At 47.4% G+C, this 8,530-nt stretch carries 7 protein-coding genes; 4 read left to right on the forward strand and 3 right to left on the reverse strand.

Annotated elements, in window-relative coordinates:
* The first annotated feature begins 124 nt into the window (after positions 1-124).
* From V3S16_RS06660 to V3S16_RS06670, 3 genes are read left to right on the forward strand one after another with little or no spacing between them, the layout of a single operon-like run.
* Complete coding sequence (locus tag V3S16_RS06660; RefSeq protein WP_413883897.1) at positions 125-886, forward strand: AAA family ATPase; 762 nt, start codon at positions 125-127, stop codon at positions 884-886.
* Positions 886-3,027, forward strand: coding sequence for a DEAD/DEAH box helicase (locus V3S16_RS06665; protein WP_413883891.1), 2,142 nt, complete (start codon positions 886-888; stop codon positions 3,025-3,027). The genes V3S16_RS06660 and V3S16_RS06665 overlap by 1 nt, the downstream gene beginning before the upstream one ends.
* Positions 3,005-4,168 carry an HD domain-containing protein gene (locus tag V3S16_RS06670; protein WP_413883892.1) on the forward strand — a complete coding sequence of 388 codons (1,164 nt, stop codon included), beginning with the start codon at positions 3,005-3,007 and terminating at the stop codon, positions 4,166-4,168. The genes V3S16_RS06665 and V3S16_RS06670 overlap by 23 nt, the downstream gene beginning before the upstream one ends.
* Positions 4,169-4,424: 256 nt before the next feature.
* On the opposite strand, the gene V3S16_RS06675 is transcribed toward V3S16_RS06670, so the two are convergent.
* Entirely contained in the window at positions 4,425-5,732 is a 1,308-nt protein-coding gene (locus tag V3S16_RS06675; RefSeq protein WP_413883893.1) for an efflux RND transporter periplasmic adaptor subunit, read from the reverse strand.
* Positions 5,733-5,806: 74 nt separating this feature from the next.
* Complete coding sequence (locus V3S16_RS06680) at positions 5,807-6,703, reverse strand: hypothetical protein (protein ID WP_413883894.1); 897 nt, start codon at positions 6,701-6,703, stop codon at positions 5,807-5,809.
* 252 nt (positions 6,704-6,955) lie between these two features.
* Between V3S16_RS06680 and V3S16_RS06685 the strand changes: the two genes are divergently transcribed.
* Positions 6,956-7,375 carry an SET domain-containing protein gene (locus V3S16_RS06685; protein WP_413883895.1) on the forward strand — a complete coding sequence of 140 codons (420 nt, stop codon included), beginning with the start codon at positions 6,956-6,958 and terminating at the stop codon, positions 7,373-7,375.
* Between the two features lie 18 nt (positions 7,376-7,393).
* On the opposite strand, the gene V3S16_RS06690 is transcribed toward V3S16_RS06685, so the two are convergent.
* Positions 7,394-8,530 (reverse strand): serine/threonine protein kinase (locus V3S16_RS06690; protein WP_413883896.1); only part of this gene is annotated, 1,137 nt, incomplete at its 5' end.

An 8,530-nucleotide genomic window follows, 5' to 3' on the forward strand; every position in this document is an offset into this window, starting at 1 on the left:
CCCTATGGGAGTAAACCAAAGCCTGGTCCTCTGGGCCTCCGGCTCCGCTTCCAGCCCGTAGGGCTTACAGGCCGGAGGGTAGAGCCTACGCCTCGGAGAGCCAGGATTCTTTACAAAAAAGGATATATCTATGAAAATAGCTGTCAGTGGTAAAGGGGGCGTCGGCAAAACAACATTTGCAGCGCTTTTGATCCGAATCTTGAATGAACGTGGCAAGCATGTATTGGCGATTGACGCCGACCCGGATGCAAACCTGGCCGCAGCGCTCGGCATCCCCGATGCGCATAAAATAACGCCCATCGCCGAGATGAAAGACCTTATTTTTGAAAGGACCGAAGCAAAGCCCGGAAGCATGGGCGGATTTTTTAAACTGAATCCCAAGGTAGATGATCTGCCCGATGCTCTGTCTGCCAGACTTGGCAATATCAAACTGATGCGACTTGGCGGCATTCAAAAGGGAGGATCCGGTTGTCTCTGCCCGCAAAGTACCCTTTTAAGAGCTCTGATGACCCACGTTGTCCTTGCAAGGAACGAAATCGTAATCATGGATATGGAAGCGGGGATTGAACACCTGGGAAGAGCTACCGCTTCGGCGGTAGACAAACTTATCGTCGTGGTGGAACCGGGACGTCGCAGTCTGGATACCGCCGGCCACATTCACAAGCTTGCATCTGAAATCGGGCTTAAAGCTATTGCCGTGGTGGGCAACAAGATCCGCAGCAAAAAAGATGAACAGTTTTTGCAAAAGCATCTCAAAAATTTTGAGTTTATCGGATTTATCCCCTATGATGATGCTTTAATCGAGGCTGACCTGGATGGCGTTTCACCGTTTGACGTCGACTCGACAGCAAAAACAAATGTAATCCAAATAATCTCCAGGCTGTAATGAAACGACGCAAAAGATACCCCGCAAGATCAAAATATCACTTCAAAAAAAAGTCCAAAGTCATTAGAATTAAACCCGGGGCCGATGCCGGCCTGAAAAAGGTTTTTGCCGCCATTGGTGTCCCGGATAAAACACCCTTCCAACCGGATCCTTTTCAGCTTGAGGCTCTCGCGGCAATCGAGAAGACCGACTGCCTGGTAACCGCTCCCACCGGTGCCGGTAAAACCTGGATAGCTCAACAGGCCATGACCCGGGTACATGCCGAGAAAGGCAGATCCTGGTATGCTTCTCCGCTGAAGGCTCTCACCAATTCAAAATATGCCGAATTTTCACAAATATTCGGCGCAGAAAATGTCGGCATTTTAACCGGTGACCGCAAAGAAAACCCCCATGCACCCGTTATTGTCGGGACAACCGAAATTCTGCGCAATCAGCTCTATGATGCCATGCACGCGGGAACTGTCTTGGGCACCGATTTTGTCATCCTTGATGAAGCCCATTTTCTGGGTGACGAAGACCGCGGCGTTGTCTGGGAAGAGACCATGATCTATCTCCCCTTCAGAATACCACTGCTCTTACTTTCGGCCACCATCGGCAATGCCGGTCACATTGCGGACTGGCTGTCGTCAATCCGCAAAAAAAAATGTATTGTTGTCGAAGAGACAAAACGGCCGGTACCGCTTTATCCTCTTTTTTTTCATCCATCCGGGACACTCCTGCCGTTTGTTTCCCCAGGTAGTCCCCCCAAAAAAATAAAACTCTACAAAAAGGTCGCTGCTTATGCAAGCAGTAAGCGCCCCCCCTTACTGGCACCGCCCCACAAACTTCCCCCTTTTGGTGATATCATGCGTGTTTTAAAAAAATATCGCCTGCTGCCGGCCATATTTTTTCTTAAATCCCGGGCCGATTGTAACCACGCCCTTGATCTCTGTCTCGACAACCTGATCCACGACCGGAATCGGAAAGAAAGACTCAGCCGCAGAGTTGACACGCTTGTGTCTCAAAGCTCTCATATTGCCGGACACCGCCAGTTGTGGCATCTTGAGCATCTGGGTGTAGGAGCACATCACAGCGGGCAGTTGCCGGCATGGAAGCTGGTTTTGGAGACTCTGATGACGGAAGGGCTGTTAGAAGCGGTCTTTGCGACATCTACAGTTGCCGCTGGAGTAAACTTTCCGGCCCGAACGATTGTTTTTCTCAATTCAGACCGCTTCAACGGCCAAGAATTTGTTGCGCTAACTCCCACTGAATTTCATCAGATGACCGGACGCGCCGGTCGTCGAGGGATGGACCATATCGGATTTGCCGTATTGATCCCCGGCAAGTTTATGAATATCAGGTTAATCGCCAGGACAATCTCCATGCCTCCCTCTGATGTTATCAGCCAGATCAAGATCAACTTTTCCATGGTGCTTAATCTGCTGCTTTCCCACACCCCCGAACAAATCGAAGATCTTCTGCATAAGTCCTTTGCCACCTACACGGTTATGAAAGGACAACCGCGGAAAAGCCTCAAAATTGATCACAAATACTTGTGGCGAGATTTTTTGAAACATCTCGACTTTCTGAAAGAAACAGGATATGTTACCAAGAGTGGCGCACTGACCAATGACGGTGTATGGGCATCACGACTGAGAGTCGATCAACCTCTCATGATCGCAGAAGGTTTCAGGTTGGGAATCTTTCCGGAAACAGATCCGGTAATGCTGGCCGCCATCATTGCATCATTCGTGTATGAGCGCGAGTCGAATGACAAAATTGAGCGGGCATTTGTACCTAACAAGCTGGCGAAAACCTTTTCAGCGGTGACAAAACGGCTGCGATCATTTGCGGAATGCATGTCCAAGCGAGGTTTCAGCGTCAGACCTATGATTTTAAACCCGGCCGCTATTATGTTTGCCTGGGCAACCGGCCAGCCCTGGAAAAAGGTTGCATCTATAGCCGCAATAGAAGAAGGTGACCTTGCCATGTTAATCCTCCGTACCGCCGACAACTTAAGACACATCAGCACCCTTGGACATGTTTTCCCTGAAGCTGCCGCAGCAGCCGCAACCGCCATCGAACTTATCATGCGAAACCCGGTGACAATGGATTACGACACGCAAACGGAGAGGGGTCATGCCTCTATACGACTTCTCTGAATTTTTAAAGTTGTCTGCGGCCTTAAATTATAATCTGAGTGCCGCGTCTTTAAACCGTTATAATGTCTTAATGTTCATTATTGACGGCAAACGCTTCCATTCCAATGACACCGAGGACCGCGAAAGTAAACGTATAGTTATGGAAGCCCTGAGCTATCTATTTAACGCCTACAGCCAAAAGCGTAGGCGCCTGGGGCCGCTGGCAGTCCTGCACCCACTTCGCACTGCCGCTCTGTTCGCCCGCAATTTCAACACGCTTAATCTGATAGATCTGCTAAGCGCTCTGCTTCACGATATTCTTGAGGATATTAAGCCGATCGATTTCGAAATTTCAAATTGGAAAGATATTGAGGAACAGCTATACCGTCTTCTAGAACAGATGCCTTCAGAAGATGAACAGGCCCTGATGAACCGTCTGGTGTATTTAACCAAGCTCAAGGAGGAATCCTACTACCGCTATATCGGACGTCTCCTTGAGCACTCCCGCGATGCATTTCAACTGATACAGGTAAAACTGGCTGACAGGCTGGATAATACCCTGGATATGCGCATTGACCTTCGAGACCCTCTGGAAGGGGTTGACTTTTTCCAAAATATCTTCCAGCTTTTGTTTGTCAATAACTATCGCGGCTATATTCCGGCAACGAATCATCTGCCTCCAACTGCTATCAACGGCTCCAGACGTTTGTATCAGCTTTTTAAAAATGCTGTATTGCTTTCATTAATACGGCAAAAAATTAAGGTTGAAGAAGATCCCATTTCACAATTATTGTTTGATGACGTATGCATGGCCAGCTTAAAGGAAGCCCAACGCACTTTAATCCATTTAATCGGCTACCACTTCAAAGACATCCAGAGTCAACGCACACTTCTGATCGAAGCGATGGACTACTGTTACAGCGGCGGAACCGGTACCGTTACCGTCCCTGACGCCGATCAAATGCTGGACGGTTTATTCTCTTCTTATTTCGCGCACACAACGGAAGATGTGCGCAATCAGAAACTGGGTGTACTATATCAAAATAAGCCCCTGATGATTCAGGCTTCCATCGCTTTTGTAACCATTTTTTTTAGTTTTATGAACGACTCTAAGTTTTATGTGGAGGGTATCAGCGCTGAAGGCCTCACACCAGTAAACTAATTTGTTTCCATCCATAAATGGCTATTTTCCCGATGAGCGGCGTTCTCTCTCCGAGGCGTAGGCTCTACGAACTGGAGGCCGCGGGTTTCCGTCCTCTGACCTCCGTCCTCTGACTTCCGCTCTCCGCCCTCCGTCCTCTGTCCTCTGACCTCCGTTCTCTGTCCTCCGTTCTCTGTCCTCTGATCTCCGTCTTCTGTCCTCTGTCTTCCGTCCTCTGTCCTCTGATCTCCGGTCTCTGTCTTCCGTCCTCTGTCCTCTAATCTCCGTCTTCTTTCTTCCGTCTTCTAACTTCCGACTCCTGAATATATCTTACCGGCATTCCGTCTACTGCACTTGATATGGGAGATTTGATTAAAAGCTCTCCCTCCGCCAGCCCCCGTTCTATAAAAACGGAATCCTTGTAACGGCGCAGAACGCTGACCGGCCTTATTTCTAAGCGATTTTCATTGACAAGATAGACGACATTCTCATTGTGAACCATATAACGTGGGAGCACAAATACCTGCTTGATTTCGCTCCCCTTTATTTTTACAGCCACAAACATGCCCGGTCTTAAAACCATAATACTCTGCCTGCCTGCAGCAACTTTGTGTTCATTTACCTCCACGACGACCGGCAGTGTTCTCGTTCTTTCATCTATCTGGGCTTTCATCCTGGCAACACGGCCTTTCCATATATATGAGCCTTCTACAGTGCTGAAAATGATATCGACCTCAGGCATTTTGTCCGGCTTCAAATCTGAAGGCAGCCATTTCAGGTCCTTCACCGGCAGATGTACCTCAATATCAAGGGCTCCGGCAGAATAAATCTCACCCAGATACTGCCCGGAATTAACATGCTGACCGGCTTCAACAGCCTTTTTCATAACCCAGCCGTCAAAAGGAGCAGCAATGCTTGCCCGTTCAAGATCAAGCTCCGCCTGGCGTAGCTGTACTCTTGCCATATTACGCTTGGCTTCCAGCTGCTCTCTTAACGGCCCGGTCAGGGCCAGCTGATTTTCAAGTCCCTGCATGCGCTCCAGGCTTGCCAGATATCTCTGCTCCGCCTGGTCAAGCTTTGTCTGCGCCACTACATTTTTGCTCATCAACTTTTTTAAACGTAAAAACTCTTTTTGAGCCAAATCGGCATCTGCTTTTGCAATTTTAATGCTGGCTTTAAGATTCTGTATTTCCTGATTCAAACGTTTAAACTCGGCTCCCGTCTGGTCAATCTGAACCTTGCGCCGGTCGACCTCGAGCTGATAGGTCCGCTGATCGATTATCATCATAACCGTCCCTTTAGGGATAAAGTTCCCTTCTTCAAAAGACGAATGCATATCAACGATCTGGCCTCGAACTTGGGCAACCAGCTTTAAGATGTCACGCGCCTTTACCGTTCCATAGGTCTCAATCATCATATTTACGTCTTTGGCTTGCGCCGGCAGCACCTCAACAAAAAATCCTGTTTCGGTTTTGACCTGACGCTCGGCTTTGGGCCGCAACGTAATAAGCAAACCATAAACAGTTAGCGCCAGTACAAGCACGACAATTATCCGCACAGCCTTATGTTTATAACCTTTTTCCATGTTCTGTATTTCTTTTACCTAAACTCAATAAGACTACTATACTACTCTATCTCCGCAAAGAGCTAATATTCTAATTACTTCGGGTAGAGTTCTCTAAATTTAGAGGTATGATGAAATTTTACTTCTAAAGCCCTAACCCTTTTTATCCTTTCAGGATCAAGAAATATTTTATAGATTGTTTCCGTCTCATCAATGGCTCTGTCCAGCAATTTCTGCTCCATGATCGAAACAGCCTCAATGGATTTATCACATACCGGATAGCCTTTGTCATCCAGACCGATGTCGGGCCCCCATGAAACCCTGGAAATATTGTTGATGTCTACGAGTTTGATATCCCCGCAGGCGGTAAGGATTAGATTTCCAATACCTGCAAGATCGGGTACATAGTTTGCTTCCAGGATCATTCGCTTGAGGCTGTCTATGAATTTGCTTGCTTGCTTTTTAACCCTTTGGATAAGCTGTTCAGTGGTCATTTTTAAAGGATTGTGGCCTTGATCCCGCATGCTGCGGACAAGGTTTATCAGGTGATTCTTATGAAACAGGTCCCATGGATTCAACACTTTACCCTCTATATATTCCTGAAGACCGCAAAGTATAAAATCACGTTTGCCCTCCCTGATATAATCCACGACAAATTCACAAGATTTGGAATAAGTATCAGGCGGCAGGTAGTCTTCCAGGGTTTTATATTTTTTTACCTCTTGAAAAACATTCTCCATAGATTCAAATTGTGCTCTAAATATTCTAAGTATATTTAAGGGTCTGGCCCTGGGAAAGAATCTTATGCCGTTTATAATTTCGCCTTTATCTTGCTTGATGGCATCGCTTGAATCCAGTATCTCTATAATCTGGGAGCGCAGTCCCTGCTTATAATATTTTCGAAACACATAGGTGTCTTGTTTTTTAATAAAGTTTAACCCCATGACATCTTGATGGCTGATATGGGACTTATCTCTTATGTCTATTGTCATATTCGCTATTATTTTAAAAAGTTAACAATTTATCAGTATTTTGTTTATGCACAATTGAAATTGTACTGTCAACGACTCCCGTCCGATTACATATCCAAAAGCAGTGCACAATTCAATCTTATTTCGTGACTTTTTACGAGTTCATCCGCTTTAGTTGAGCCCCCAAAATAAATTCACGATTTTCAAACGAAGTTATCTATGATATTAGTCTGATTAGGCGGTTAATATCAAAAGACATCATTAATGGGAAATATGACCAAACTCTCATCTCAACAATTAGTTAGACATCCCGATCTGGTTGTAGCACCCTCTAAATTCGGCCACGGCGTTTTCGCAACCGAATATATTCCGGCCGATACGACACTTGAAGAGTGCCATCACTTGCGTATCAGGGAGGAAGATTGCTCGGGTATTATAGATGATTACGTTTATGCTCTAGATCAGGAACATAACGATGCGGAAGACGAGTCCGAATACTACTCGCTTCCCTTGGGGTGGGGAAGTATTTTTAACCACGCGGATGAACACAATACCGAATATTGGCACGACACGGAGCGGGACCTGATCGTATTTCATACTATCAAAGATGTCTCTGCCGGCGAGCAGCTTTTTATCAATTACGGCAAGGCTTGGTGGGAGACGCGTGAATGCACACCCGACAACAGCAAATGAAAACGGCTCGTTTGTTTTTTATATATCCCTGGTAATGCACAACTCATTTCCGCCGGTGGTTTCGATGATCACATTCACCTGCTTCCCCACCTGACCCACAGTGATCTTCCTGGCTTGCTTCTGGTGCTTTTTAACAATGCCGGAAAGCATTTTCAGGAACGCGGCGCCGTCTTTGCAGTATTCACCGGAAAACTCCAACGGCCCGATCGACTGGGACGCCCGCAGCGGAGCCTCGCCCAGCATTTCCATTTTAAAAGCTGCAAAATCCTCAAACCGATCTTCCGGATCCTTTTCCAGGGCTTTGAGAATCGCATCGCTGATTTCCTGAGGCAGGTCTGCAATCTCATCCGGCGGAGCGGGAACCGTGTTTAAATGGGCCATAATCATTTCCATCGGATTGGTCGTTGGAAAGGGGTGTTTACCGGCAAATATCTCATAGAACACAAGGCCCAGCGAGTAAATGTCCGCACGGTGGTCCACATCCTCGGTTTTAGTTTCGTCAAACCGTTCGGGTGCCGTGTATGCAGGCGATATCATAAATAAGGAGGTTTGCTGTGATTCGGAAGAAGACAGCCTGGCGATGCCAAAATCCATGATTTTTACTGCCCCTTCCGTAGTCAGAGTGATGTTTTCCGGTTTGATATCCCGGTGAAGCACTTGTTTTTGGTGGGCATAATGTAAAGCATCCAGAGCCTGTGCCGCAATCTGGCGTGCGGTGTCAAAGGGCAGAGGGCCGCTCTGTTTCTTAAGCAGATCCTTCAAATCGGTTCCCTGGACAAAATCCATTACAATGGCGTAGTTCCCCTCTTGAGGGAAAAAATCGATAAACCGGCAAATATTCGGATGATTCATCTTGGACAGGTTAATGGCCTCGTGAAAAAATTTTCGCACGGCCCGGTCGTTATCCAAAACGTCCGGGTTCAACACCTTGACGGCCACTGGTAGGCCGTCTGCCGCTGTGGCTTGCCAGACCGAACCGAATCCGCCCTTTCCCAGCAGCTTGACAACTTCATAATTGCCGAATTTCTTAGTTTCGGCTGGGGCTGTGGGTTCCTTTCCGGCGACGGTTTCTGCTTCGACCTCCAGCGGCGGTTCACCGCCCGCATCCTCTATATGGTCACGACCCGGCCCGGCCGGAGAGGGTTCTGCTGCTTG

Origin of the sequence: Candidatus Desulfatibia sp. (assembly GCF_036446775.1) — a bacterium.
In the GTDB taxonomy this organism is placed as follows: domain Bacteria; phylum Desulfobacterota; class Desulfobacteria; order Desulfobacterales; family UBA11574; genus Desulfatibia_A.